This window comes from Pseudomonas asturiensis, assembly GCF_900143095.1.
Lineage (GTDB): Bacteria > Pseudomonadota > Gammaproteobacteria > Pseudomonadales > Pseudomonadaceae > Aquipseudomonas > Aquipseudomonas asturiensis.
In genome coordinates, this window is sequence record NZ_FRDA01000015.1 from 86715 (window position 1) to 110401 (window position 23687).

24 protein-coding genes are annotated in these 23687 nt (G+C 60.4%); 9 read left to right on the forward strand and 15 right to left on the reverse strand.

From position 1 onward, the window contains the following. Positions 1–8: 8 nt before the first annotated feature. From spoT to BUB69_RS22145, 4 genes are all read right to left on the reverse strand, one after another. The gene (spoT, locus tag BUB69_RS22130) at positions 9–2114 is read right to left on the reverse strand and encodes a bifunctional GTP diphosphokinase/guanosine-3',5'-bis pyrophosphate 3'-pyrophosphohydrolase (RefSeq protein WP_073170527.1); all 2106 of its coding nucleotides are present in this window, start codon (positions 2112–2114) and stop codon (positions 9–11) included. 60 nt (positions 2115–2174) lie between these two features. Then, a complete protein-coding gene (gene rpoZ / locus BUB69_RS22135; RefSeq protein ID WP_004887180.1) occupies positions 2175–2438 on the reverse strand; it encodes a DNA-directed RNA polymerase subunit omega in 264 nt (87 codons plus the stop codon). A gap of 147 nt (positions 2439–2585) precedes the next feature. Further along, positions 2586–3206, reverse strand: coding sequence for a guanylate kinase (gmk, locus tag BUB69_RS22140; protein WP_073170530.1), 621 nt, complete (start codon positions 3204–3206; stop codon positions 2586–2588). A 13-nt stretch (positions 3207–3219) separates the two neighbouring features. Continuing rightward, positions 3220–4083: a YicC/YloC family endoribonuclease gene (locus BUB69_RS22145; protein WP_073170533.1), complete on the reverse strand. Its 864-nt coding sequence runs from the start codon at positions 4081–4083 to the stop codon at positions 3220–3222. A gap of 306 nt (positions 4084–4389) precedes the next feature. Between BUB69_RS22145 and rph the strand changes: the two genes are divergently transcribed. Both rph and BUB69_RS22155 read left to right on the forward strand, forming a co-directional pair. Next, positions 4390–5112 (forward strand): ribonuclease PH, encoded by a 723-nt coding sequence (gene rph / locus BUB69_RS22150; RefSeq protein ID WP_003313989.1) that lies wholly within the window; start codon positions 4390–4392, stop codon positions 5110–5112. A 17-nt stretch (positions 5113–5129) separates the two neighbouring features. Further along, positions 5130–5498, forward strand: coding sequence for a DUF4870 domain-containing protein (locus BUB69_RS22155; RefSeq protein WP_073170536.1), 369 nt, complete (start codon positions 5130–5132; stop codon positions 5496–5498). 69 nt (positions 5499–5567) lie between these two features. Here BUB69_RS22155 and BUB69_RS22160 read toward each other — a convergent pair whose 3' ends face one another. After that, positions 5568–6347, reverse strand: a complete 780-nt coding sequence (locus tag BUB69_RS22160) for an exodeoxyribonuclease III (protein ID WP_024687405.1) — start codon at positions 6345–6347, stop codon at positions 5568–5570. Between the two features lie 81 nt (positions 6348–6428). Between BUB69_RS22160 and pyrE the strand changes: the two genes are divergently transcribed. Together pyrE and BUB69_RS22170 are read left to right on the forward strand one after the other, a co-directional pair. After that, positions 6429–7070, forward strand: coding sequence for an orotate phosphoribosyltransferase (gene pyrE, locus BUB69_RS22165; protein ID WP_073170539.1), 642 nt, complete (start codon positions 6429–6431; stop codon positions 7068–7070). Between the two features lie 139 nt (positions 7071–7209). After that, on the forward strand, positions 7210–7725 hold the full coding sequence (locus BUB69_RS22170; protein ID WP_425439399.1) for a DUF4124 domain-containing protein: 516 nt from the start codon (positions 7210–7212) through the stop codon (positions 7723–7725). 72 nt (positions 7726–7797) lie between these two features. Here BUB69_RS22170 and argB read toward each other — a convergent pair whose 3' ends face one another. From argB to coaBC, 4 genes are read right to left on the reverse strand one after another with little or no spacing between them, the layout of a single operon-like run. Continuing rightward, entirely contained in the window at positions 7798–8703 is a 906-nt protein-coding gene (gene argB / locus BUB69_RS22175) for an acetylglutamate kinase (protein ID WP_024687408.1), read from the reverse strand. A gap of 29 nt (positions 8704–8732) precedes the next feature. Beyond that, complete coding sequence (locus tag BUB69_RS29405) at positions 8733–11318, reverse strand: phosphomannomutase/phosphoglucomutase (RefSeq protein ID WP_175561826.1); 2586 nt, start codon at positions 11316–11318, stop codon at positions 8733–8735. A 53-nt stretch (positions 11319–11371) separates the two neighbouring features. Continuing rightward, on the reverse strand, positions 11372–11827 hold the full coding sequence (gene dut, locus BUB69_RS22185; protein ID WP_073170542.1) for a dUTP diphosphatase: 456 nt from the start codon (positions 11825–11827) through the stop codon (positions 11372–11374). Between the two features lie 6 nt (positions 11828–11833). Further along, a complete protein-coding gene (gene coaBC / locus BUB69_RS22190) occupies positions 11834–13042 on the reverse strand; it encodes a bifunctional phosphopantothenoylcysteine decarboxylase/phosphopantothenate--cysteine ligase CoaBC (RefSeq protein ID WP_073170546.1) in 1209 nt (402 codons plus the stop codon). 133 nt (positions 13043–13175) lie between these two features. Between coaBC and radC the strand changes: the two genes are divergently transcribed. Beyond that, complete coding sequence (gene radC, locus BUB69_RS22195) at positions 13176–13850, forward strand: RadC family protein (RefSeq protein WP_024694607.1); 675 nt, start codon at positions 13176–13178, stop codon at positions 13848–13850. A gap of 235 nt (positions 13851–14085) precedes the next feature. Here radC and BUB69_RS22200 read toward each other — a convergent pair whose 3' ends face one another. Then, positions 14086–15672 carry an ABC transporter substrate-binding protein gene (locus BUB69_RS22200; RefSeq protein ID WP_073170549.1) on the reverse strand — a complete coding sequence of 529 codons (1587 nt, stop codon included), beginning with the start codon at positions 15670–15672 and terminating at the stop codon, positions 14086–14088. A 364-nt stretch (positions 15673–16036) separates the two neighbouring features. On the opposite strand from BUB69_RS22200, the gene rpmB reads away from it, so the two are divergent. After that, a complete protein-coding gene (gene rpmB / locus BUB69_RS22205; RefSeq protein ID WP_002551514.1) occupies positions 16037–16270 on the forward strand; it encodes a 50S ribosomal protein L28 in 234 nt (77 codons plus the stop codon). Between the two features lie 11 nt (positions 16271–16281). Then, a complete protein-coding gene (gene rpmG / locus BUB69_RS22210; protein ID WP_004887154.1) occupies positions 16282–16437 on the forward strand; it encodes a 50S ribosomal protein L33 in 156 nt (51 codons plus the stop codon). Between the two features lie 77 nt (positions 16438–16514). Here the strand turns inward: rpmG and BUB69_RS22215 are convergent, their stop codons facing one another. From BUB69_RS22215 to BUB69_RS22225, 3 genes are all read right to left on the reverse strand, one after another. Continuing rightward, positions 16515–16718: a hypothetical protein gene (locus BUB69_RS22215; protein ID WP_073170552.1), complete on the reverse strand. Its 204-nt coding sequence runs from the start codon at positions 16716–16718 to the stop codon at positions 16515–16517. 68 nt (positions 16719–16786) lie between these two features. Next, the gene (locus tag BUB69_RS22220; RefSeq protein WP_073170556.1) at positions 16787–16990 is read right to left on the reverse strand and encodes a hypothetical protein; all 204 of its coding nucleotides are present in this window, start codon (positions 16988–16990) and stop codon (positions 16787–16789) included. 72 nt (positions 16991–17062) lie between these two features. Continuing rightward, the gene (locus tag BUB69_RS22225; protein WP_073170561.1) at positions 17063–17434 is read right to left on the reverse strand and encodes a cupin domain-containing protein; all 372 of its coding nucleotides are present in this window, start codon (positions 17432–17434) and stop codon (positions 17063–17065) included. A 239-nt stretch (positions 17435–17673) separates the two neighbouring features. Between BUB69_RS22225 and BUB69_RS22230 the strand changes: the two genes are divergently transcribed. Beyond that, positions 17674–19167 (forward strand): aldehyde dehydrogenase, encoded by a 1494-nt coding sequence (locus BUB69_RS22230; protein WP_073170566.1) that lies wholly within the window; start codon positions 17674–17676, stop codon positions 19165–19167. A 184-nt stretch (positions 19168–19351) separates the two neighbouring features. Further along, positions 19352–20497: an MFS transporter gene (locus tag BUB69_RS22235; protein WP_073170569.1), complete on the forward strand. Its 1146-nt coding sequence runs from the start codon at positions 19352–19354 to the stop codon at positions 20495–20497. Here the strand turns inward: BUB69_RS22235 and BUB69_RS22240 are convergent. Beyond that, positions 20494–22074, reverse strand: a complete 1581-nt coding sequence (locus BUB69_RS22240) for a phospholipase D family protein (RefSeq protein ID WP_073170572.1) — start codon at positions 22072–22074, stop codon at positions 20494–20496. The genes BUB69_RS22235 and BUB69_RS22240 overlap by 4 nt on opposite strands. A 72-nt stretch (positions 22075–22146) precedes the next feature. Further along, positions 22147–23568, reverse strand: a complete 1422-nt coding sequence (locus tag BUB69_RS22245; RefSeq protein ID WP_073170576.1) for an aminotransferase-like domain-containing protein — start codon at positions 23566–23568, stop codon at positions 22147–22149. Positions 23569–23687: the final 119 nt, after the last annotated feature.

Consider the following 23687-nt stretch of genomic DNA (forward strand, 5'->3'; position numbering starts at 1 on the left):
TGGATGGTCTACGAGCGCATACGGGTGATGCGTGTGACCCCGGTCAGTGCACGTAGTTTCTTGATCACGCGGGCCAGGTGCACACGGTCGTGCACGCTGACCACAAGCTGGACCACGCTGATGCGACCATCGCGTTCGTCCATGCTGATTTTTTCGATGTTGCCGTCGGCGGCGTTCACGCTGCTGGCCAGCAGGGCGATCAGGCCGCGCTGGTGCTCCAGCTCGACGCGCAGTTCGACATTGAATTCACCGGTCACATCCTTGGCCCACGAGAGCTGGATGCATTTTTCCGGGTTGTGACGGATTTCGCTGATATTGCGGCAGTTGTCCAGGTGTACGACCATGCCCTTGCCCGCTGACAGGTGGCCCACAATCGGATCACCCGGTATCGGCGTGCAACACTTGGCGTAGCTGAGGACCAGGCCTTCGGTGCCGCGGATGGCCAGCGGGCCTTCAGGGCTTGGCAACTGGTCGCCTTCGCCCAGCAGTCGGCGGGCGACCACGTAGGCCATGCGGTTGCCCAGGCCGATGTCTTCGAGCAGGTCTTCCAGCACTTCGACGCGGTATTCGTTCAGTGCCAGTTGAATGCGCTCTGCCGGGATCTTGTCCAGGCTGCTTTCGAAACCGTTGAGCACCTTGTTCAGCAGGCGCTCGCCCAGGCTGATGGATTCTGAGCGGCGTTGCAGCTTCAGGGCGTGACGAATATGCGTGCGCGCCTTGCCGGTCACGACGAAGTTCAGCCATGCAGGGTTTGGGCGTGCGCCGGGTGCGCTGACGATTTCAACCGTCGAGCCGCTCTGCAGTGGCTCCGACAGCGGGGCCAGTCGGCGGTTGATCCGGCAGGCAATGCAGCTGTTGCCGACGTCGGTGTGCACCGCATAGGCGAAGTCCACGGCCGTGGAGCCTTTGGGCAGCTCCATGATCCGGCCCTTGGGCGTGAAGACGTAGACCTCGTCCGGGAACAGGTCGATCTTGACGCTCTCGATGAACTCCAGTGAGTTGCCGGCACGTTGCTGCATTTCCAGGACGCCCTTGACCCACTGGCGGGCGCGGGCATGAGTGCCCTTGGGCTGCTCGTCGTCGCTGGATTTGTAGAGCCAGTGCGCAGCGATTCCGTTGTTGGCCATCTCTTCCATCTCGCGGGTGCGGATCTGGATTTCGATGGGCACGCCGTGCATGCCGAACAACGTGGTGTGCAGCGACTGGTAGCCGTTCGCCTTGGGGATTGCGATGTAATCCTTGAAGCGACCCGGCAGCGGTTTGTACAGATTATGTACAGCGCCCAGCACGCGGTAACAGGTGTCGACCTTGTCCACGATGATGCGGAACGCGTAGACGTCCATGATCTCGTTGAAGGCCCGACGCTTGCCGCGCATCTTCTTGTAGATGCCGTAGAGGTGCTTCTGCCGGCCACTGACATCGCCTTCGATGCCGTCAACGGCAAGGCAGTGGCTCAGTGATTCTTCGATCTTGTTGACCAGTTCCTTGCGATTGCCACGGGCGCGTTTGACGGCCTGGTTGATCCGCGAGGAGCGCATCGGGTACATGGCCTTGAAGCCCAGGTCTTCGAATTCGATACGCACGCTGTGCATGCCCAGGCGGTTGGCGATGGGTGCGTAGATCTCGAGGGTTTCCTTGGCGATACGGCGGCGCTTTTCACCGGACAGGACTTCCAGTGTGCGCATGTTGTGCAGGCGGTCGGCGAGCTTGACCAGGATCACGCGAATGTCGCGCGCCATGGCCATGGCCATCTTCTGGAAGTTTTCAGCCTGTGCCTCGGCCTTGGTCTCGAAGTTCATCTGGGTCAGTTTGCTGACCCCGTCGACCAGTTCGGCCACGGTTTCGCCAAATTGCGCGCTGAGCGCTTCCTTGGCAATGCCGGTGTCTTCGATCACGTCATGCAGCATCGCAGCCATCAGGCTCTGATGGTCCATGTGCATGTCGGCAAGGATGTTCGCCACCGCAAGGGGGTGCGTGACGTAGGCTTCGCCGCTGCGACGGCGCTGGCCGTCGTGGGCCTGTTCGGCGTAGAAGTACGCTCGGCGGACCAGATTGACCTGGTCCTTGCCGAGGTAGGCCGACAGTCTATCGGCGAGGGCGTCTATGCTCGGCAAGGCGCTACCCCCTGCCGATGGCTTTTACCCTGCGCCGTACTACGTCGACCCGGCATAGGCTTAGACGGCCTCGTTGGACTCGTCCTCGAACGCTGCGAACAATGGTTCATCTTCAACGATTTCGGCTTCTGCGATAACGGCGTAGTCCATCAGGCCAGCAGCGATTTCACGCAGGGCCACAACGGTAGGCTTGTCGTTTTCCCACGCCAGCTTCGGCTCTTTGCCGCCGGTGGCGAGTTGACGCGAACGCTTGGTAGCGAGCATGACCAGCTCGAAGCGGTTATCGACGTGTTCTAGGCAGTCTTCAACGGTCACGCGGGCCATGGGTATTCCTCGTAGCAAATGCGTATGCGCGATGCCCGGATGGGCGAGCGGACTCGGTAGTTTACAAGCGGAGTGCTGTAAGCAGCAAGCGGCAGGCCACAGGCGATGTACTTTTGACCTGCAGTCTGCCGCGTTGAAACAGTCCGATCAAGCCAGCAATTGCTGAAAAAGCTCGCTGTATTGTTCCTGCTGATGCTGCTGGGTCAGGCGGTTGGCGCGGAAAATGGCTTTCAGGTCGGCCAGTGCGCTGTCGAAATTATCGTTGACCACGATGTACTCGTACTCGACGTAATGGCTCATTTCGCTGACCGCTTCGCGCATTCGGGTTTCGATGATCTCGTTGCTGTCCTGGCCACGGTTGGTCAGGCGCTGACGCAATGCCTGCTGGGAGGGCGGCAGAATGAAGATCGAGCGGGCGTGCGGCATCTGCTCGCGAACCTGTTGCGCGCCTTGCCAGTCGATTTCCAGAATCAGGTCATGGCCTTCATCCAGCGTCTGCTGCAGGTGGCTTTGGGACGTGCCGTACAGGTTGCCGAAGACTTCGGCCTGCTCCAGAAAATCGCCATGGTCGATCATGCGCACGAATTCGGCGCGATCGACGAAATGATAGTTCACGCCGTTTTCTTCGCCCGGGCGCATGGTGCGAGTGGTGTGCGACACCGAAACGCGGATCTGCGGCTCCGCCTCGGTCAGGGCATTGACCAGGCTGGTCTTGCCCGCGCCGGACGGCGCGGAAATGATGTACAGGGTGCCGGATTTATGGGTCATGTCAGGTTCAGCCTTACTCAATATTCTGCACTTGTTCACGCATCTGCTCGATCAACACTTTGAGGTTGACGGCAGCCTGTGTGCTGCGTGGGTCGAAGGCCTTGGAGCCCAGGGTGTTCGCTTCGCGGTTGAGCTCTTGCATCAGGAAGTCCAGGCGGCGACCCGCCTGACCACCGGTCTTGAGCACGCGACGCACTTCGGTGACGTGGGTGCTCAGGCGATCCAGCTCTTCGGCCACGTCGCTTTTTTGCGCCAGCAGGACCATCTCCTGCTCCAGGCGCTGCGGATCCAGCTCGGCCTTCATGTCGGCGAAGCGATCCAGCACTTTCTGGCGTTGAGTGGCCAGCATCTGCGGCACCAGCGTACGCAGGGTGGCAACTTCTTCAGTCATGGCGCTCAACCGTTCGTCGAGAAGTTTCGCCAGATCGGCTCCTTCACGTCCACGGCCGTTCTTCAGTTCGGTCAGCGCCTCGTTGAACAGGGTCAGGGCTTCGTTGTTCAGGACCTGCGGGTCATTGGCGTCGGCCACCAGCACGCCCGGCCAGGCCAGTACCTCAAGAGGGTTCAGCGGCGCCGGCTGCTGGATCAGGCTGGCGACGGATTCGGCTGCAGCGATCAACTGGCTGGCACGCTCGCGATCCACCTGCAGGGGCTTGCCTGCGGTTTCTTCCACGAAGCGCAGGGTGCACTCGACCTTGCCGCGCGACAGGCCCTGACGCAGGGCTTCACGTATCGCGCCTTCCAGATCGCGGAATGATTCCGGCAGGCGCAGGTGCGGTTCAAGGTAGCGATGATTGACCGAGCGCAGTTCCCAGCTCAGTGTGCCCTGGGCACCGGCCCGTTCGACTCGGGCAAAGGCAGTCATGCTGTGCACCATGGGAATACCTCTAGATTCAGTCCAGGCAATTGAGCCCGCGCGAGGGGCGGGCGGTTGCAATGGATGTCATGAAAGCCGACAGGCTGCAAAGGCGCAGGATTGTAGCGCAGTGCAGCGCAGGCTCCCAATCCGAGAGTATGACAAACGATGCGATGCGTTTTTTGCAGTCGCCGGCCAGGCCGCAAAGCCGCGATTCAGAGACCTGCGCACCCGACAGAAACACGCGCCTGACTTTTAGAGATGCCCAGCCCGGACGATGGCCTCTATAATGCTCGGCAGTTTTCCGTCTCAGTACAGGTATCCCAGATGAAACGTCCAAGTGGTCGCGCCGCCGATCAGCTCCGCTCGATCCGCATCACCCGCAACTACACCAAACACGCCGAGGGTTCTGTGCTGGTCGAGTTCGGTGACACCAAGGTGATCTGCACCGTCAGCGTCGAAAACGGCGTACCGCGCTTTCTGAAAGGCCAGGGTCAGGGTTGGTTGACCGCCGAGTACGGCATGCTGCCGCGTGCGACCGGCGAACGTAACCAGCGTGAAGCCAGCCGTGGCAAGCAGGGTGGTCGCACCCTGGAAATCCAGCGCCTGATCGGCCGTTCGCTGCGCGCTGCGCTGGACATGTCCAAGCTGGGCGACGTCACGCTGTATGTCGATTGCGATGTCATCCAGGCTGACGGCGGCACGCGCACTGCGTCCATCACCGGTGCCATGGTTGCCCTGGCTGACGCCTTGAAAGTGATCAAGAAGCGTGGCGGCCTGAAAGGCGGCGACCCGCTCAAGCAGATGATTGCTGCGGTGTCGGTCGGCATGTATCAGGGCGAGCCTGTGCTTGACCTGGACTACCTGGAAGATTCCGCTGCCGAGACTGACCTGAACGTGGTCATGACCAGCGCAGGCGGTTTCATTGAAGTGCAGGGCACCGCAGAAGGCGCGCCGTTCCAGCCTGAAGAGCTGAACGCGATGCTGGCGCTGGCGCAGAAGGGCATGACTGAATTGTTCGAATTGCAGCGCGCCGCATTGGCCGACTGATAACCAGGAGCGTGATCATGAGTGACAGCCCACAACCGTTGCAGAAACCGGCTCAAAGTGCCCGTCAATGGGCGATGTTCTGTCACTTGTCTGCGTTTTTCGGCCTGATCTTTCCGTTCGGAAACCTGCTGGGGCCCCTGATTCTCTGGCAGGTGAAAAAAGAGGCGGATCCGTTCATTGATGCGCAGGGCAAGGAAGCGCTGAATTTTCAGATCACCGTCGCGATTGCGGCCACGGTCAGCATGCTGCTGATGGTCGTGGTCATCGGCTTTGCGTTGCTGATGCTGGTCGGGATCGGCGCGCTGGTGCTGACCATCATCGCAGGTGTGAAGGCCAACGAAGGGGTGGATTATCGCTACCCGTTCACCTGGCGGCTGTTGAAGTAAGCGCAGTATCGAGCAACACAAAAAGCCGACTTCAAGTCGGCTTTTTCGTGTTCGGGTACCGCCTGGCGATCAGATCGTCAGGGTCCAGTCGTAATCCACGATCAGCGGCGCGTGCTGCGAGAAGCGCGGCTGACGGGGCAGGCGGGCACTGCGCACAAAGCGGCGCAGACCTGGCGTCAGGATCTGGTAGTCGAAGCGCCAGCCCAGATTCAGCATCTCGGCCTGCTCGCTGTCCGGCCACCAGCTGTACTGATCGCCTTCGCGACTGACTTCACGCAGGGCATCGACATAACCCATGGTGCCGACAATCTCGTCCATCCAGGCACGCTCGGGTGCCAGGAAGCCAGGAGATTGCTGGCTGTCACGCCAGTTCTTGATGTCGAGTTTCTGCTGCGCCACGTAGAGCGAGCCGCAGTAAATGTACTCGCGACGCTTGCGGCGCTGCTTGTCCATGTATTTGCCGAAATCGTCCATGAGCTTGAATTTCTGATTCAAGTCCTCGTCCCCGTTCATCCCTGATGGGAAGAGCAGGGTCGCAATACTGACTTTGTCGAAATCGGCTTGCAGGTAACGCCCGTAGCGGTCGGCTGTCTCGAAGCCGAGGCCGCTGATCACCGCCTTCGGTTGCAACCGCGAATACAGCGCCACGCCACCCTGAGCGGGGACTTCGGCTTCGCAGGCATAGAGGAAGTAGCCATCCAGCTGAAAAGCTGGATCATCCAGTTCAAAGGTGGAGGCGCGGGTGTCCTGTAAGCAGATGACGTCGGCATTCTGAGCTTGCAGCCAGCTGAGCAACCCACGCTCGACCGCAGCCTGAATGCCATTTACGTTCACACTGATGATCCGCATAAATGGCCCCAAAAATCACGTGCGTGTATGATACCCGAGGTCTACCCAATTAGCTAAATCCGTGCTTTCAGGGCTTTTTTCATGCAAGCGTACCAACGCGATTTCATTCGTTTTGCCATCGATCGCGGCGTATTGCGCTTCGGTGAGTTCACTCTCAAGTCCGGACGCACCAGCCCGTACTTCTTCAATGCCGGTCTGTTCAACAGCGGTTCTGCTCTGGCTCAGCTCGGTCGCTTCTATGCGGCAGCCGTGGTTGAAAGCGGCATTGCCTTCGATGTTCTGTTCGGGCCTGCGTACAAAGGCATTCCTCTGGCGGCCGCGACCGCCGTGGCCTTGGCCGAGCATCACGACCGCGACCTGCCCTGGTGCTTCAACCGCAAGGAAGCCAAGGCGCACGGCGAAGGCGGCAGTCTGGTCGGCGCACCGCTGGCCGGTGATGTGCTGATCATCGATGACGTCATCACCGCGGGTACTGCCATCCGTGAGGTCATGCAGATCATCGCTGCGCAGGATGCCAAGGCGGCCGGCGTGTTGATCGCACTCAACCGTCAGGAGCGTGGCAACGGCGAATTGTCGGCCATTCAGGAAGTGGAACGCGACTTCGGCATTCCGGTGGTGAGCATCGTGTCGCTGAATCAGGTGCTGGAATTCCTCGCCGACGATCCGCAGCTCAAGCAGCACTTGCCTGCTGTCGAGGCTTATCGCGCACAGTACGGTATCTAGGATGCAGACCTGGCGGGCGCACAGGCGACGTTCGTCAGGCGCGTTGCACAGGCTCGTGCGTGCTCTAGGCGCACCAGGTCTGTGGCTGTCGCTGGGATTGCTTTGTTCTTTCCTGGCGCAGGCTGCCGACATCCCCGAAATGCGGCTTTACCGGTACATCGATAATCGCGGCGTGACGGTCATCGATCGCTTGGGCGTACCTGCCGAGTACGTCGCCAAAGGCTATGAAGTGCTCAATGCCCGAGGTCGGGTGGTGCAGGTGATACCGCCTGCGCCCACCGCCGAGCAGATTCGTCAGGCCGAGGCCGACAAGGTTCAGGCCGACGCCAATGCGAAGTTGCTGAGCGTGTACAGCAGCGTTGCTGACGTGGATCGCGTCAAGGCACGCAAGCTGGCCGAGCTGGACACGCTCATCGGTGTCGCTCAAGGCAACCTGCAAGGGCTTGCCACTCAGCAGCGCAATTTGCTGGGGCAGGCGGGTGATCAGGAGCGTGCGGGGCGTCCGGTTCCGCAGGCAATCATCGAGCAGCTGGATGATGTACGTGATCAGCAGGCGCGCCTGCAGGGCGATATCGCGGGCTATCAGGCGGCACGGGCCAAGGCCGAAGCTGGTTTTGCCGAAGACCGCGTTCGTGTGCAGCAACTCACGCAGTAGTCCGTTCAAGTCGATGCCATAAAAAAGGCCCTGTCAGCAGATGCTGGCAGGGCCTTTTTGTCGTGCAGAGGATCAGTGACGCTTGCGATTGCTGATCAGCGTGCCCACGCCAGTGTCGGTGAAGATTTCCAGCAACACGGCATTCGGAACGCGACCGTCGATGATGTGCGACGTGGTCACGCCACCTTGTACTGCTTCCAGCGCACATTTGATCTTGGGCAGCATGCCGCCGTAGATCGTGCCGTCGGCAATCAACGTGTTCACTTGCTCGGTGGTCAGGCCGGTCAGGACCTGGCCTTGCTTGTCCATCAAGCCGGCGATGTTGGTCAGCAGCATCAGTTTCTCGGCCTTGAGGGCTTCGGCTACCTTGCCGGCGACCAGATCGGCGTTGATGTTGTACGACTCGCCGTCGGCGCCGACGCCGATAGGTGCGATGACCGGGATGAAATCACCCTTGACCAGCATGTTGAGCAGGTCGGTGTTGATACCCACCACCTCGCCCACATGACCGATGTCGATGATTTCAGGCTTGGTCATCTCTGGTGTCTGACGCGTGACGGTCAGCTTCTTCGCACGAATCAGCTCCGCGTCCTTGCCGGTCAGGCCGATGGCGCTGCCGCCATGGCGGTTGATCAGATTGACGATGTCCTTGTTGACCTGGCCACCCAGCACCATTTCCACAACGTCCATGGTCTGGGCATCGGTGACGCGCATGCCGTCGATGAAGTGGCTTTCGATCGACAGGCGCTTGAGCAGATCACCGATCTGTGGCCCTCCACCATGGACAACCACCGGGTTGATACCGACTGCTTTCATCAACACGATGTCGCGAGCGAAGCCGGTTTTCAGCTCTTCGCTCTCCATGGCGTTGCCGCCGTACTTGATAACCAGCGTCTTGCCGACGAAGCGGCGAATGTAAGGCAGCGCTTCGGAAAGGACCTTGGCTACATTAGAGGCGGCATCACGTTCGAGGGTCATTCAGGGCTCCAGTCAAAAGGGGAAAGCAATCAAAAAGGAAGATCGAGGTCCGGCGCAACTTTCTTGAGCTCGGCGTGGAACACGTCCTTGATGCGCTGCAACTCGGCCTCGGTTTCGGCTTCGAAGCGCAGCACCAGTACCGGCGTGGTATTGGACGCACGAACCAGGCCCCAGCCCTTCGGATAGTCTACGCGGACTCCGTCGATGCTGGTCAGTTTGGCGTCGCCCCACTGGGCATCTTTCTCAAGGGCTTCGATGATGCTGAACTTCGTGACGTCCGTCACCTTGATGTTGATCTCAGGGGTCGAAATGTCATTCGGGAAGGTTTCGAAGAGGTCTTCGGCCGAGGTCGATTCCTGGCTGAGAATTTCCAGCAGGCGTGCCGCGCTGTAGATGCCGTCGTCGAAACCGAACCAGCGTTCCTTGAAGAAGATGTGGCCGCTCATCTCGCCAGCGAGCAGGGCACCGCTTTTCTTCATCTCTTTCTTGATCAATGAGTGACCGGTTTTCCACATGACCGGACGGCCGCCGTGTTCGCTGATCAGCGGCGTCAGGCGGCGTGTGCATTTCACGTCGAAAATGATGTCTGCGCCTGGATTGCGCTTCAGCACGTCAAGGGCGAACAGCATCAGCAGGCGATCCGGGTAGACCACGTTGCCCTTGTTGGTCACGACACCGACGCGGTCGCCGTCGCCGTCGAACGCCAGGCCCAGGTCGGCACCGGTTTCGTTGACCTTGGCGATCAGGTCCTGAAGGTTTTCCAGCTTGCCCGGATCCGGGTGATGGTTCGGGAAGTTACCGTCGACCTCGGCAAACAGGGAGATCACTTCACAGCCCAGCGCTTCGATCAATTGCGGGGCGATCACGCCTGCCGCGCCGTTGCCGCAATCGACCACGACCTTGAGCTTGCGGGCCATGACGATGTCGTCCTTGATCTGCTTGAAGTAGCGATCGAGGATGTCGACTTTGGTGATGCTGCCTTTTTGCGATGTCAGGTTGTTGGTCTTGATGCGCTCGTGCAGCGCCTGGATCTGCTCGTTGGCGAGGGTGTCGCCGGCGATCACGATCTTGAAGCCGTTGTAGTCTTTCGGGTTGTGGCTGCCGGTCAGCATGACGCCGGTCTTGCCCGCCAGCACGTTGGCTGCGTAATACAGCGCAGGTGTCGGCACCAGGCCAACGTCACTGACGTGGCAGCCGCTGTCGTGCAGGCCCTGGATCAATTGTTCGACCAGCTCGGGGCCGGAAAGGCGGCCATCGCGGCCAACGCTGACATTGGGTTCGTTCTGCGCAAGGCTCTCGGAGCCAATGGCGCGGCCGATCCAGTAGGCGGTCTCAGCGCTGAGGGTGTCCCCGACCACGCCACGGATGTCGTAGGCGCGAAAAATGGTGTCAGGGAGTTTGGGTGCCACGGATGCTGGGCTGTTCATAGCGATGGGATGCTCCGATCTCAGGAAGTCCTGGTTTTCGTCGAGAAGGTCGATATCGAGAATATCGGTATCTTGAAACAGCGGATTTGTCCAATCGGTGCCAGGAGCAGCGATAGGATTCGACGCGCTGCCTGTCGTCATAGGTGCGTCGTTTTCCTTGCTCGTGACCAGGGCGGAAGAGGCCTTGGGTTTATCACGAAGCGAAACACGAGCCAGGGCCTGAGCCAGGCCACCAAGGGCCGGAAGGCTCAAACCGAACGGTTTGACGGCTTTTCCGCTCGAGAGTTCTTGAAGCAACTGATCAAGCTGACGAGCGTCAGCACAAATACGCTTCTGCAAGGCCCGCTCGTTGCGGTGCAGGCCCAGTAATACGCCCGCTGCAGCGATCACCAGGGCCAGTAATAAAAACAGGATCGAGGATGCTGTTTTTGACGTGGCCGCTGGCGAGAACTCCAGTTTCCAGCCGGGGTAGCCCGTGTCAAAGCTCTGCGGCTTGCCGCCTCCGGCTTCGCCGCGCTGCAGGAAAACCTGAGCGGGGCCGGTGCCGAACTGTTGACTCAAGACCACTTGCCCGGCATCGGCAGGCAGTGTCGGCAATGCATTGAGCAAGCGTTTGGGGTCGAACGCCAGCAGCAACGTGCCGCTGACGGGCTGGCTGGCATCGGCCCGTACGGGAGCGGCGCTGTAGATCAGCCAGCGTTCGCCGGTCTTGCGTGCCTCGGGTGCAACGGCTTCTGCGCGTGCTGCCTTGTTCAGCATGTCCAGTGTGGCGAACGTGACAGGCAGTGAGCCTGTCGGGTCGACATCGGTCATGCCCTTGGGGTTCAGACGTGCGCCTGCCAGGCCGTCCCAGCGTGTGAGATGGTCCTGCGCGGCCGCCAGTGCGGTGGCGTCGCTGTTTTGCAGGGCCTGGACCAGCGCTGCACTCGTCGCTGCCGCCTGAGTGTCGGCACTGATCTGTCCGAGCGCCAGGTTCACGGCCTGAGCCTGGCTGCTGCCCAGGGCCTGCGCAAGCCGACCTTGATCCTGCGGGTTATTGGCGACGCCCAGCCAGGCAACGGCCATGGCTGCTGCAAGGCCGATTGCGGCGGGAACGAGCCCGGGAGAGAGTGCCTTTATGCTCGCAGCAGGCAGCGCAAAGGTGGCCGATACGGCTTGTTTTGAAGCACTGTGCTGACTGCCTTTCAACGACCTCTCCCCATGCCCATCTCAATGAGCCGATGCGACGTTTCAATTGGCGATCAGTGACTGCCGGAATGCCCAAAGCCGCCTGCGCCGCGCTGGCTTTCATCGAACGCTTCAACCAGTTCGAAGTGCGCCTGTACCACAGGCACCAGCACCAGTTGCGCGATGCGCTCGCCAACCGAGAGGTTGAATGCAGTCTGGCCACGGTTCCAGCAGGACACCATCAGCTCGCCCTGATAATCGGAGTCGATCAGGCCGACCAGATTGCCCAGTACGATGCCGTGTTTGTGGCCCAGGCCCGAGCGCGGCAGGATCAGGGCTGCAAGGCCGGGATCACCGATGTAGATCGACAGGCCTGTGGGGATCAGCAAGGTCTGGCCGGGCGCAAGCACGGTGTCTTCCTTGAGCATGGCGCGCAGGTCCAGGCCGGCGGAACCGACAGTGGCATAGGTCGGAAGCGGAAATTCGTTGCCAATACGAGGGTCGAGGATCTTGGCTTGTAGAGCGTGCATGCGTGATTAAACCTGATTCATACGGTCGGCGATAAAAGTGATCAGCTGGCGGGCAATCTTGGCCTTGCTGGTCTGGGCGAAGAGCGTCGGGTGCAACGCTCGGTCGATCACGCTGCAGGCGTTCTCTTCGCTGTTGAAGCCAATGCTGGGATTGGCCACGTCATTGGCGACGATCAGGTCGAGGTTCTTATCCTTGAGCTTGCGTGCAGCGTAGTCGAGCAGGTGCTCGGTCTCGGCGGCGAAGCCGACACTGAACGGGCGATCCGGGCGGGTGGCGATGGTGGCGAGGATGTCCGGGTTGCGGACCATCTGCAGCAACAGGCCGTCACCGTTCGTAGGATCTTTCTTGAGTTTGTGAGGCGCGATGACTTCCGGGCGGTAATCCGCAACCGCAGCCGAAGCGATGAACAGGTCGCAGGGAATGGCTGCTTCGCACGCCGCCAGCATGTCGCGGGCACTGACCACATCGATGCGCGAAACGCGATCCGGCGTCGGCAGGTTGACGGGCCCGGTGATCAGCGTCACCCGCGCACCCGCTTCCACGGCCGCTTCGGCCAGGGCAAAACCCATTTTGCCGGAGCTGTGGTTGGTGATGTAACGCACCGGGTCGATGTTTTCCTGGGTCGGGCCCGCCGTGATCAGCACGTGCTTGCCGGTCAGGCACAGGCGCTGGAAGCAATCCGCAGCGCACTGCGCCAGGTCATCGGCTTCGAGCATGCGCCCAAAACCCACGTCGCCGCAGGCCTGGCTGCCGGATGCCGGACCGAATACACGAAAGTCACGTTCTTCCAGCAAACGGGTATTGGCCTGTACCGACGCATCGCGCCACATGGCCTGGTTCATCGCCGGGGCGATGGCGACGGTCGCGTCTGTGGCCAGCACGACGGTGGTCAGCAAGTCGTTGGCGATGCCTTGTGCCAGGCGGGCGATCAGGTCGGCCGTGGCGGGTGCGATCAGGATCAGGTCGGCCCATTTGGCCAGTTCGATATGCCCCATGGCCGCCTCGGCCGCCGGGTCGAGCAAGTCCAGGTGCACAGGGTGGCCGGAAAGGGCCTGCATGGTCAGGGGCGTGATGAATTCGGCCCCGCCTCGGGTCATGACGACACGGACTTCCGCACCCTGGTCGCGCAAGCGGCGAACCAGCTCGGCGCTTTTGTAGGCTGCGATGCCGCCGCCGACGCCCAGAACGATGCGTTTTCGATACAGCCGCTGCATAGGCCTGCCTTTTTGGTCAAGTGTTGACGCGACGGCCAGGACGCCTCCCCAGGCCAGATCGTCGCGCAAAAAAGATGGGCTAAGATAGCACAGCGACCGCACCGGAACAGGTGCTCAACCACAGGGAGGTGTTATGAGTATTCGCAGTTGGCCCACGGCCGAACGCCCACGGGAACGTTTGTTGGCGTTGGGTGCGGGCAGTCTGTCCGACGCCGAGTTGCTGGCCATCTTTTTACGCACGGGTGTGGCCGGAAAAAGCGCTGTAGACCTTGCTCGTCATCTATTGAATCAGTTTGGCGGCCTCAGACCGTTACTGGATGCGAATCTGCAGGATTTCACGGCGCAACTGGGCCTGGGACCCGCCAAGTTCGCTCAGTTACAGGCTGTCATGGAAATGGCGCGTCGACACATGGCCGAATCGGTGCGCCGTGATTCGGCGCTGGAAAATCCCCAGCAGGTTCGTAGCTACCTCAAGGCGTTATTGCGTCATGAGCCGCATGAGGTGTTCGGCTGCCTGTTTCTGGATAACAAGCATCGGGTCATGACGTTCGAAGTGCTGTTTCGCGGCACGATCAACTCGGCGTACGTGCATCCCCGGCAGGTGGTAAAGCGTGCCATGGCCCACAATGCCGCCAGCCTGATCCTGTGCCACAACCACCCTTCGGGCATTACCGACCCCAGCCGTTCCGACATCGACCTGACCAAGCGCCTCAAGGAGGCCTTGCTGCTGATTGACGTTCAGGTCCTGGACCATGTGATCGTCGGGGATGGCGAGCCATTGTCGATGGTGGAGCGGGGGTTGATGTAGAGCGTGTTGATCGTTACCACGCTCTGCGCCAAGTCTCTCGGACGATTTTCTTGAGTGCGCACACAACCTGGTGGGAGCGAGCTTGCTCGCGAAGGCTGTGTTCCAGAAGCTTCTTTTCTGGAAACTGTACCGGCCTATTCGTGAGCAAGCTCACTCCCACAGGTGCCTGCGTTTGCTCCGCAGGCACGTATGTGACGTTGAGCGCCTAGCAGAGGCATGCTCAACGGCAAGCATGTTACTTCACCTGCACCTTGTAGAAATCCTGCCGCCCGAACGGGCTGACCTGATAGCCCGTCACGTCCTTGCGCGTCAGTGCAGCGGCGGTCGGGTGGGCGAGGGGAATCCACAGGGCCTGCTGCTGGATCTGCGTCTGGGCCTGGTGGTAGAGCTTGCTGCGTGCGGCCTGATCGCTGGTGGATTTGCCGTCGCTGATCAGTGTGTCCAGGGTCTTGTCGCAGTAACGGGCGAAGTTGGTGCCCGATTGCACGGCAGCGCAGGAGAACTGAGGCGTCAGGAAGTTATCCGGGTCGCCATTGTCTCCGGCCCACCCCATGAACAGCAGGTCGTGCTCACCTGCCTTGGCGCGGCGAATCAGCTCGCCCCATTCGATGACCCTGATCTCTGCATCAATGCCGATCTGCTTCAGGTCGGCCTGCAGCAACTGAGCACCCAGGCTCGGGTTCGGGTTCAGCAGGCTGCCGGAGGGGCGTGTCCAGATCGTGGTCTTGAAACCGTCCTTCAGGCCAGCCTCGGCCAGCAGTGCCTTGGCTTTGGCAACGTCATGCGGGTAACCAGGCAGGTCCTTGGCGAAACTCCAGGTGTTGGGTGGATAAGGCCCGTTGGCGGTTTCTGCAGTGCCTTCGAACACGGCCTTGAGGTAATTGGCCTTGTCGAACGCAAGGTTCACGGCCTGACGCACCTGCGGTTTATCGAACGGCGGATGCTGGCTGTTGATGGCTACGAACGCGGTCATGAACGCTTCGGTCTTCTCGACCTTCAGTGAGGCATCCTTGCTGGCGGCCTGGATATCCAGTGGCTTGGGTGAAAGCGCAATCTGGCATTCGTTCTGGCGGATCTTCTGCAGGCGCACGTTGGCGTCCGGGGTGATGGCGTAGATCAGGGTGTCGACGTCGGACTTGCCCGCGAAGTAGTCCTTGAACGCTTCGTAACGCACCACGGCATCTTTCTGGAAGCGCTTGAACACGAACGGCCCGGTGCCAATGGGCTGGCTGTTGAGTTTTTCCGGCGTGCCTGCCTTGAGCAACTGCGCGGTGTACTCGGCCGAATAGATCGAGGCAAAGCCCATGCTCAGTGTCGCAAGGAACGTGGAGTCGGCGCGGTTCAGGGTGAACTTCACCGTGTGCGCGTCAGGCGCATCAATGCTCTTGATCAGCGCAGGCAGCTGCATGGACTGCGCATGCGGGAAGCCGCTCTGCGCGATCTTGTGCCACGGGTTCTGCGGGTCGAGCATGCGCTTGAAGCTGAACAGCACGTCGTCGGCCGTCAGTTCGCGAGTGGGCGTGAAGTAGTCAGTGGTATGAAACTTCACGCCCGAGCGCAGCGTAAAGGTATAGGTCAGGCCGTCGTCGGAGACCGTCCAGTGGTCAGCCAGGCTCGGTATCAGCTTGCCGCTCTGGGCATCAAAATCCACCAGGCGGTTCATCAGCACATCGGCCGACGCGTTGGTGGTGGTCAGGGAGTTGTATTGCACCACGTCGAAGCCTTCAGGGCTGGCTTCGGTGCAAACCGCCAGGCTCGCCGCCTGAGAGGCGATGGGGAGCAACAGCGGGACGAGCAAAAAGGGGAGTGCAGCAAGGCGCATGGCGAAATTCCTGTTCAGAAAGGGCCCCATCTGCCGGCGCAGTCTGGTGAGGGACTAACCCTAGACCATGTGCTGGCGCAGAACAATCGCCACGGAGCGACGAGCGGTCTTTTTGCCAGCACCCCGCGCATGGCTTGATTCAGCCGCCGCGCAAGGTCCGTTCATTTACTGTAGAGTGCATTGCCTGTTGTTGCGCGCAAGGCTTTCTGGTATAAAGCAGCGCTCTTTTCTAGGGGCCCGGTTCCTTCACTGTAGGTGTAGCCGGTAAGACCCTTAAAGAAACGCGGCGCCTGGCGCCAAATGACTGAGAGATTAAGCGGCCAACCCATGCCGGGTTGGGCATGTGGTTTTAGAGGGCTGAGGCATGTCGAGAGTCTGTCAAGTTACCGGTAAGGGTCCGGTAACCGGGAATAACATTTCCCACGCAAACAACAAAACCCGTCGTCGTTTCCTGCCAAACCTGCAGCATCACCGCTTCTGGGTTGAAGGCGAGAAGCGTTTTGTTCGTCTGCGCGTATCTGCTAAAGGCATGCGTATCATCGACAAGCGTGGCATTGAAGTTGTGCTCGCTGAACTGCGTCGCGACGGCAAAATTTAAGGGAGAGAATCATGCGTGAATTGATCCGTTTGGTGTCGAGCGCTGGTACAGGCCATTTCTACACCACCGACAAGAACAAACGTACTACCCCGGATAAAATCGAAATCAAAAAATTCGATCCGGTTGTACGTAAGCACGTGATGTACAAAGAAGGCAAAATCAAGTAATTGATTCTGTCTCCTGCAAAAAAGCCCGCTTTATCGCGGGCTTTTTTGTGTCTGGCGTTTGGGGATGGCTGTGGGTGTCAGGCGAACCTGAACGCCGAAATCAGCCCCGCCTTGTCGACGGCTATCTTGACGCGGTTGCGGTCAAACATCCGGTCGCTGCGATCCAGCGGCCCCACGATGCGTGTTCTGCCCGTCAGTTCGCTGATGTAGGCCTTGACCGTCGGTACGTAGCGGCTGCCAATCAAGTAGTGAAGGGCCAGAGTGATTTCATCGTTGGTCATTTTTCATAGTCCTTTATGAAGAGTGCCGATAGTGACTGCTCTGTTTCATCCTTGAAACGAGGTCTTGATCAGTTGAAGCTGAATCCGCAGATCAGACCCGCCGGGTCGGTTTCAATGCGGACGCGCTCAGGGTTGATTTCAGCGGTGGTCACATCGCCTTGCCAGACAACGGCGCGTCGAGAGGTCAGCTCGCTGATGTAAGGCTTTACGGCAGGCACGTAGCGGCTGCCGATCAGGTATTGCAGGGTCAGGGTGATTTCCTGGTTGGTCATTTTCATAGTCCTTTATGAGTGATGTCCGGAATGGACGCCCCTAGACTCGTCCAATCAGCAGGGCGTCTGGCGTTATTTATTTATAGTCGCTGCCTCAAACACCACGTAAATCTTGCGACAGGCCTCCAGCACCTCCCAGGTGCCCTTGAATCCGGCGGGAATCACAAACCTGTCGCCTGCCCGCAATGTCTTGGCGTGGCCATGCTCATCGCGCAGAACCGAGACGCCATGCACGATTTCGCAGTATTCGTGCTCGGTGTAATTGACCTGCCACTGTCCCTGCTCGCCTTCCCAGACCCCTGCACTCAGTTGCCCGCAGGGGCTGTTGTAATGGTTGTAGACCGTCTGTGCAGGATCACCTTTGAAGATCTTTTCCGGAGCGGGTCGATAGTGCTCTGGCGCGGTGCTGGCTTCATTGAAGTCGACGATGCTTTCGATACTCATACCGGGCTGGCCTCTGATGCAATGGGATGAAGGTTTGACGAGTGCATCCGGCAATGGTGCCGTGATGGTTCAAACCTGTGTTTAATAAAATCAACAAAAAAGAGCTTTTATCGGCGGTTATGTCAAATATATTGGTTTTTGCCCGGCCGCTGGTTTAGGGTGGCGTTTACCCTGAAAGGTCGAATGGTGTCTTTAATCAACCATGACACACGCCTGTTCAACAAGAGGAGGAGATCCACATGACCACCCTGACTCGTGCCGACTGGGAGAAGCGTGCCCAGAATTTGAAGATCGAAGGCCGTGCCTTCATCCAAGGTGAGTACACCAACGCCGCGTCCGGCGAAACCTTTGACTGCGTCAGCCCGGTCGATGGCCGGATGCTTGCCAGGGTGGCCAGTTGTGATGCCGCCGATGCTCAGCGCGCGGTAGACAGTGCCCGCAGTGTGTTCAACTCCGGCGCATGGTCGCGTCTGGCACCTGCCAAGCGCAAGGCGACCATGATTCGCTTCGCTGGCCTGCTCAAGCAGAATGCCGAAGAGTTGGCCCTGCTGGAAACGCTGGACATGGGCAAGCCGATCAGCGATTCGTTCGGGATCGACGTGCCTGGTGCGGCCGGGGCGTTGAGCTGGAGCGGCGAGGCCATCGACAAGCTGTACGACGAAGTCGCGGCGACGCCTCATGATCAGCTTGGTCTTGTAACGCGCGAGCCGGTGGGCGTAGTCGCCGCCATCGTGCCCTGGAATTTCCCGTTGATGATGGCTTGCTGGAAGCTGGGGCCTGCGCTGTCGACCGGTAACTCTGTGGTGCTCAAGCCGTCGGAAAAATCCCCGCTGACGGCCATTCGTATTGCGCAACTGGCCATCGAGGCGGGCATTCCTGCCGGCGTACTCAACGTGCTGCCGGGTTACGGCCATACGGTCGGCAAGGCACTGGCGCTGCACATGGACGTGGACACGGTGGTGTTCACCGGCTCGACGAAGATTGCCAAGCAGTTGATGGTCTATTCGGGCGAATCCAACATGAAGCGCGTCTGGCTGGAAGCCGGTGGCAAGAGCCCGAACATCGTCTTCGCCGACGCACCGGACTTGCAGGCCGCTGCGCAAGCGGCAGCCAGTGCCATCGCCTTCAACCAGGGCGAGGTCTGCACCGCCGGTTCACGTCTGCTGGTGGAGCGCTCCATCAAGGATCGTTTCCTGCCGCTGGTGATCGAGGCGCTGAAAGGCTGGAAGCCCGGCAACCCGCTGGACCCGGCGACAACGGTTGGCGCGCTGGTCGATACCCAGCAGATGAACACCGTGCTGTCGTACATTGAGGCCGGTCACGCCGACGGTGCCAAGCTGGTGGCGGGTGGCAAGCGCATTCTTGAAGAAACCGGTGGCACGTACGTTGAGCCGACGATCTTTGACGGCGTGAACAACGCCATGAAAATCGCTCAGGAAGAGATCTTCGGCCCCGTGCTTTCGGTGCTGACCTTTGACACGGCCGAAGAAGCGATCCAGATCGCCAATGACACGCAGTACGGCCTGGCCGCTGCTGTCTGGACCGCCAACATCTCCAAGGCGCACCTGACGGCAAAAGCCTTGCGTGCCGGTAGCGTGTGGGTCAATCAATACGACGGCGGCGACATGACCGCGCCGTTCGGTGGCTTCAAGCAATCGGGCAACGGGCGCGACAAGTCGCTGCACGCGTTCGACAAATACACCGAGCTGAAATCCACCTGGATCAAGCTGTAAGCTGTCGCTCCTCTCAAGCGTCCCCGTCCAGTGCGGGGGCGTTTGGTCGCGTTCATTTTCCACGCTTATCGTCAACAAGACGCCTGCCACAGACAGGCCCGTGTCAGGCATGGCGGTGTCTCCCATCGGGTTTCGTATCAAGACAACGACACCTGCGTATAACGCCGAGTACAGAGTGAGAGCCATGCGTTGGGGTACTTATTTCGCCGTTCTGGCCTCGATTCTGAGTGTCGGCCTGGCCATTGGCGTCAGCATGCCGCTGGTGTCGCTGAGGCTGGCAGACTGGGGCTACGGCTCGTTCGCCATTGGCGTCATGGCGGCGATGCCTGCAGTGGGCGTGCTGGTCGGTGCGGGCGTGGCCAGTGCGTTGGCGTCGCGGTTCGGGACTGCCCATCTGATGCGGCTGTGTCTGTGGGGCGGCGCTGTGTCGGTCGGCGTTCTGGCGTTGCTGCCTTACTATCCGGTCTGGCTGGTTTTGCGTCTGATGCTGGGCATGATCCTGACCATTGTCTTCATCCTCGGTGAGAGCTGGATCAACCAGTTGGTGATCGAGCGCCTGCGCGGCCGGCTGGTTGCCTTGTACGGCAGCACGTATGCCCTGAGCCAGTTGGCCGGGCCGCTGCTGCTGGGCGTGATGGGCACCGAGGCCGACTACGGCTTCTGGGTCGGCGTATTGTTGATGACCTGCTCGCCCTTCCTGCTGTTGGGGCGCACCGGCGCGCCGTCGACGGAGTCGAGCAGTGTGTCGTTTGCCGATCTGCTCGGTTTCTGTCGCGGCATGCCTGCCATCGCCTGGGCCGTTGCGTTGTTTGCAGCGTTCGAGGCGCTGATCCTGACGTTGCTGCCGATCTACTGCATTCGGCATGGTTTCACACCCGAGATCGCCCTGATGATGGTCAGCGCCGTTGTCGTGGGCGACGCGGTGCTGCAATTGCCGATCGGACTGTTGGCGGACCGTATCTCGCGCCGCACGCTGTTCACCGGTTGTGCGGGGGCGCTGATGGTGTCCAGTCTGGCCATTCCGCTGCTGGTCAGTACGGTGGTGATCTGGCCGCTGTGGGTGCTGTTCGGTGCCAGTGCCGGTGGCCTGTTCACGCTGTCGCTGATTCTGATCGGCGAGCGTTATCGCGATGATGCGCTGGTACGTGCCAACGCGCATGTGGCGCAGCTCTGGGGCATCGGCTGCCTGCTGGGGCCTTTGGCGGCAGGTGCAGGCAGTCAGTGGGTCAGCATCGATGCCTTGCCGTTGCTGATGGCTGCGGGAGCGTTCGGGTTGCTGATCCTGACCCTGCGGCGCGGCGCGTTTGGTGTGAGTGCCGCGAAGGCCTAGAGCATCCGTTCCAGACCAATCGCCTTGCTCATCCACGCATTGAAACGCCGCCACCAGTCGCCGGGCTCGGTGTGCAGGGTGTGGATGACGCCATTGTCTTCGGTCACCCAGACCACCTTGCCGTCCTCCAGTCGGGCCTCGTAAGTGAGCGAGGGTGCCATGCCCTGCAGCGTCAGCTCGCGCAGTTCGTCAGCCAGTTGCGGGCTGTCGACCAGCACGCCGACTTCGGTGTTCCACAGCACTGAGCGAGGGTCGAAGTTGAACGAGCCGACAAACACTTTCTGCCGGTCGAAAATCATCGCCTTGCTGTGCAGGCTGGACTCAGAACTGACGAAGGACTGGCTTTTCTTGAACAGGTGCGGGCCGCTGCCACGCATGGTTTCGGTATCGCCAGGCTGGCGGCGCAGTTCGAACAGCTTGACCCCGTGTTCCAGCAGCGCCTTGCGATAGGGGGCATAACCGCCATGCACGGCGGGCACGTCTGTGGCCTCCAGCGAGTTGGTCAGCAGGCTGACATCTACGCCTGCGTCGGCCCGGCCGGTGAGGTACAGCAAGCCTTCCTGGCCGGGTACGAAGTAGGCCGAGATCAGCATCAGCTCTTTGTGGGTGTTCAACAGCTCCGGCGCCAGTTGCGTGGTCAGCAGCAGGTGCGGGTCTGGCTCGCCCCGCGCCAGCACCTTGGTGGGTGCATCCCACAGCGCCTGGTTCCAGGCCCAGACCAGTTCGTTGAGCCAGGTCTTCATGCGCGGTTCGGTCTTGTACGCCATCAGGCGCTCATACAGCGCCTTGTGCTGCTGGTGCGCCTGCTCCAGAGAGGCAGAAAGCCGTTGCCTGGCTTTGGCCAGGTCCTGAGCGTCAGGCAACACGTACATGAAGTCATCGATGGGCTTGCTCAGCGTGCTGTTCCAGTACTGATCGAAACTGTGCCCGAGCTGCTCGGCGACCGGCCCGACGCTCAGCATGTCGATGTCGGTGAAATTCAGGTTGGGCTCGGCATCGAAGTATTCGTCGCCCAGGTTGCGCCCGCCGACGATGGCGACGCTGTTGTCCGCCAGCCACAGCTTGTTGTGCATGCGCCGATGCTGACGCGACAGGTTCATCAGCCTGCCGAGGCTTCGGGTGACACCGGTCTCGCGTCCCAGGTTCTGCGGATTGAACAGGCGAATCTGAATGTTCGGGTGGGCGGCGAGGGTGGCAATGGCCTGGTCCAGGCCGTCGCTGGTGGTGTCGTCCAGCAGGATGCGCACACGGACGCCACGGTCGGCAGCCTTGAGCAGTTCGTCGATCAATGCCCGCGTACTCAGGCCATCGTGGACGATGTAATACTGCAGGTCGAGGCTGCTTTTCGCATTACGGATCAGCTCGGCACGTGCTTTGAACGCGTCACTGCTGTCGGGCAGCAGCCGAAAGCCCGAACGTCCTTCGTGGGGTTGTGCCATCGCCTGAATCGACCGGCCGAAGGCTGAGTCTGAAGACGGTATGGCCTGGCTTGGCTCACCGAGCGGGGCTTGATGTGCGCAACCGCTGACGCACAGCGCAACCAGCAAGGAAAAGGGCAAGGCCCATGAGTTCTTCAAATTGATTATCCAGTACCAGGCTCGGCTCGGTTTGGCGATAAGACCCACAAAACCGGGAAAAATTTGCCAGCGTCAGTCAGTTTGCGCAATGAGCTGTGCGATGGTCTCGCCGACGATGCGCACTGCGTTCTCGATTTTCGGTGTCGGCTTGGCAGCGTAGTTCATGCGCATGCAGTTGCGGTACTTGCCCGAGGCGGAAAAAATACTGCCCACGGCGATCTGCACGCCCCTGTCCAGCAAGACGCGATTCAGCCGTTGCGTGTCGAAATCCTCGGCCAGTTCCACCCACAGCATGAAGCTGCCTTGCGGGCGACTGACGCGGGTGCCCTGCGGGAAATAACGCATCACCCAATCGATCATCACGTCGCGGCTGCGCTGATACTGCGTGCGCATGCGCCGCAGGTGCGGTTCGTAGTGGCCGCCCTCGATGAAGTCGGCAATTGCCAGTTGCGGCTGCGGTGCAGTCGAGCCGGTGCTGATGTATTTCATGTGCAGTACCCGCTCCAGATAACGACCGGGCGCGACCCAGCCGATCCGCAGGCCGGGCGCCAGGGTTTTGGAGAACGAACTGCACAGCAACACCCGGCCATCTTCGTCAAAGGACTTGATGGTGCGTGGACGCGGGTAAGTGAAGGACAGGTCGCCATACACGTCGTCTTCGATAATCGCCACGTCGAAGCGCTGCGCCAGTGTCAGCAGCGCGCGCTTGCGTGCTTCCGGCATCACATAGCCCAAGGGATTGTTGCAGCTGGGCGTCAACTGGATCGCCTTGATCGGCCACTGTTCCAGCGCCAGTTCCAGCGCTTCCAGGCTGATGCCGGTAAGCGGGTCGGTCGGGATTTCCAGCGCCTTCATGCCCAGCCCCTTGAGGGTCTGCATGGCACCGAAAAAGCTCGGCGAATCCACCGCCACGATGTCGCCAGGCGAGCAGATGGCTCTGATGCTGGCCGACAGTGCTTCGTGGCAGCCGGTGGTGATGATCAGGTCATTGGCGGTCAGGTGGCAGCCCGAATCCAGCAGCAGCCGGGCGATCTGCTCACGAAGTGTATGGACGCCGTAGATATTGTCGTAATACAGACCTGGCATGTCCTGATGGCGGCTCAACTGGCCAAGAGCCCGCATCAGCGGTTTCAGCGTAGGGCTGGAGACGTCAGGCATCCCCCGTCCCAGTTGCGTGACGGCGCCAAGAGGCGAGACCCGGATCAGGTCCAGCACTTGATCCCACTGTGAGATATCCACCGGCCGCTGTACTGGCCGGCCGACCACAGGGAGTGCCGGGGCCTGGCGACTGGCCGAAACGAAATAGCCCGACTTGGGTTTGGGTGTTGCCAGTCCGCTGTCTTCCAGTACGCGGTACGCCTGCTGCACGGTACTCAGGCTGACGCCGTGCTCAACGCTGAGCGCGCGCACGGAAGGCAGGCGGTCGCCAGGGCGATAAAGGCCCTTTTCGATCCGCGAGCCCAACAATTCGGCAAGGTTGACGTACAGCGTCATGGCGTACTCTCGAATGGAGTTGAACGGGATAAGCAATACAGATTGCGCAAAAATACAGCATTCAGCGGCGGTTTTAAATCTTCTGTATGGAAAATATAACTGGTTTTTGAATCTGTAAT

Bases quoted from the DNA above. Each gene is read 5' to 3' on its own strand.
- BUB69_RS22170 (WP_425439399.1), top strand. From the start codon at position 7,210: ATGCGGCTTTACCGGTACATCGATAATCGCGGCGTGACGGTCATCGAT.
- BUB69_RS22215 (WP_073170552.1), bottom strand. From the start codon at position 16,718: ATGACCAACGATGAAATCACTCTGGCCCTTCACTACTTGATTGGCAGC.
- BUB69_RS22235 (WP_073170569.1), top strand. From the start codon at position 19,352: ATGCGTTGGGGTACTTATTTCGCCGTTCTGGCCTCGATTCTGAGTGTC.
- coaBC (WP_073170546.1), bottom strand. From the start codon at position 13,042: ATGCAGCGGCTGTATCGAAAACGCATCGTTCTGGGCGTCGGCGGCGGC.
- radC (WP_024694607.1), top strand. From the start codon at position 13,176: ATGAGTATTCGCAGTTGGCCCACGGCCGAACGCCCACGGGAACGTTTG.
- BUB69_RS22200 (WP_073170549.1), bottom strand. From the start codon at position 15,672: ATGCGCCTTGCTGCACTCCCCTTTTTGCTCGTCCCGCTGTTGCTCCCC.
- rpmG (WP_004887154.1), top strand. From the start codon at position 16,282: ATGCGTGAATTGATCCGTTTGGTGTCGAGCGCTGGTACAGGCCATTTC.
- dut (WP_073170542.1), bottom strand. From the start codon at position 11,827: ATGCACGCTCTACAAGCCAAGATCCTCGACCCTCGTATTGGCAACGAA.
- BUB69_RS22220 (WP_073170556.1), bottom strand. From the start codon at position 16,990: ATGACCAACCAGGAAATCACCCTGACCCTGCAATACCTGATCGGCAGC.
- argB (WP_024687408.1), bottom strand. From the start codon at position 8,703: ATGACCCTCGAACGTGATGCCGCCTCTAATGTAGCCAAGGTCCTTTCC.
- rpoZ (WP_004887180.1), bottom strand. From the start codon at position 2,438: ATGGCCCGCGTGACCGTTGAAGACTGCCTAGAACACGTCGATAACCGC.
- BUB69_RS22230 (WP_073170566.1), top strand. From the start codon at position 17,674: ATGACCACCCTGACTCGTGCCGACTGGGAGAAGCGTGCCCAGAATTTG.
- BUB69_RS22245 (WP_073170576.1), bottom strand. From the start codon at position 23,568: ATGACGCTGTACGTCAACCTTGCCGAATTGTTGGGCTCGCGGATCGAA.
- pyrE (WP_073170539.1), top strand. From the start codon at position 6,429: ATGCAAGCGTACCAACGCGATTTCATTCGTTTTGCCATCGATCGCGGC.
- rpmB (WP_002551514.1), top strand. From the start codon at position 16,037: ATGTCGAGAGTCTGTCAAGTTACCGGTAAGGGTCCGGTAACCGGGAAT.
- BUB69_RS22145 (WP_073170533.1), bottom strand. From the start codon at position 4,083: ATGGTGCACAGCATGACTGCCTTTGCCCGAGTCGAACGGGCCGGTGCC.
- rph (WP_003313989.1), top strand. From the start codon at position 4,390: ATGAAACGTCCAAGTGGTCGCGCCGCCGATCAGCTCCGCTCGATCCGC.
- BUB69_RS22225 (WP_073170561.1), bottom strand. From the start codon at position 17,434: ATGAGTATCGAAAGCATCGTCGACTTCAATGAAGCCAGCACCGCGCCA.
- BUB69_RS22160 (WP_024687405.1), bottom strand. From the start codon at position 6,347: ATGCGGATCATCAGTGTGAACGTAAATGGCATTCAGGCTGCGGTCGAG.
- gmk (WP_073170530.1), bottom strand. From the start codon at position 3,206: ATGACCCATAAATCCGGCACCCTGTACATCATTTCCGCGCCGTCCGGC.
- BUB69_RS22155 (WP_073170536.1), top strand. From the start codon at position 5,130: ATGAGTGACAGCCCACAACCGTTGCAGAAACCGGCTCAAAGTGCCCGT.